Origin of the sequence: Paenibacillus zanthoxyli JH29 (assembly GCF_000520715.1) — a bacterium.
In the GTDB taxonomy this organism is placed as follows: Bacteria; Bacillota; Bacilli; order Paenibacillales; family Paenibacillaceae; genus Paenibacillus_AQ; species Paenibacillus_AQ zanthoxyli.
Genome location: NZ_ASSD01000710.1, coordinates 1 through 536 on the forward strand (window position 1 = coordinate 1; position 536 = coordinate 536).

1 protein-coding gene is annotated in these 536 nt (G+C 53.9%); it reads right to left on the reverse strand.

All coding sequences use genetic code 11. From position 1 onward, the window contains the following. Positions 1–121: 121 nt before the first annotated feature. Positions 122–536 (reverse strand): alpha/beta fold hydrolase (locus L691_RS33245; RefSeq protein WP_025693363.1); only part of this gene is annotated, 415 nt, incomplete at its 5' end.

Sequence of the window (536 nt, forward strand, 5' to 3'; positions counted from 1 at the left end):
CCCGGAGGCTCCCTTCGGAACCGGATGAAACAGCAGTTTGTCCATAATGAGTGTCACCTTCACCTAACGTTCGAATTCCATTTTTGCCAACCTACACTATACCATCTCAGGAGAAAGCCGGCTATCTTCCCCCCAGAACTTGGAGCAGCCGCTGATTGAACAGCTCCAGCTCGTCATAGAATACGGCATGCCCGCTGTGTTCAAAGGTCAGCAGCTGCGAGCCCCGAATCCCCTGATGCATCAGCCGGGCCAAATCGTAAGGACAAATCTGGTCGAGAAGACCGTGGAAGATTGTGGTGGGCACCTGAATCCGGGGAAGATCGGCGCGTAAATCCTCGTCCCGCAGCATCAGTGCGCCACCTACGGTTCCGTGATTTGAGGCAGTTAGGTTCATCGATTGGAACCAATCGCGAAAGGCGGGTGACACCGGCTTGGCAAAAAACATCTCTCCAAAAGAGGCAACCATCTGCGGACGGTCGGTATAAGTTCCGGCGATCAGTTGATCAAGGACCGATTTGGGCATGCCATAGGGATAG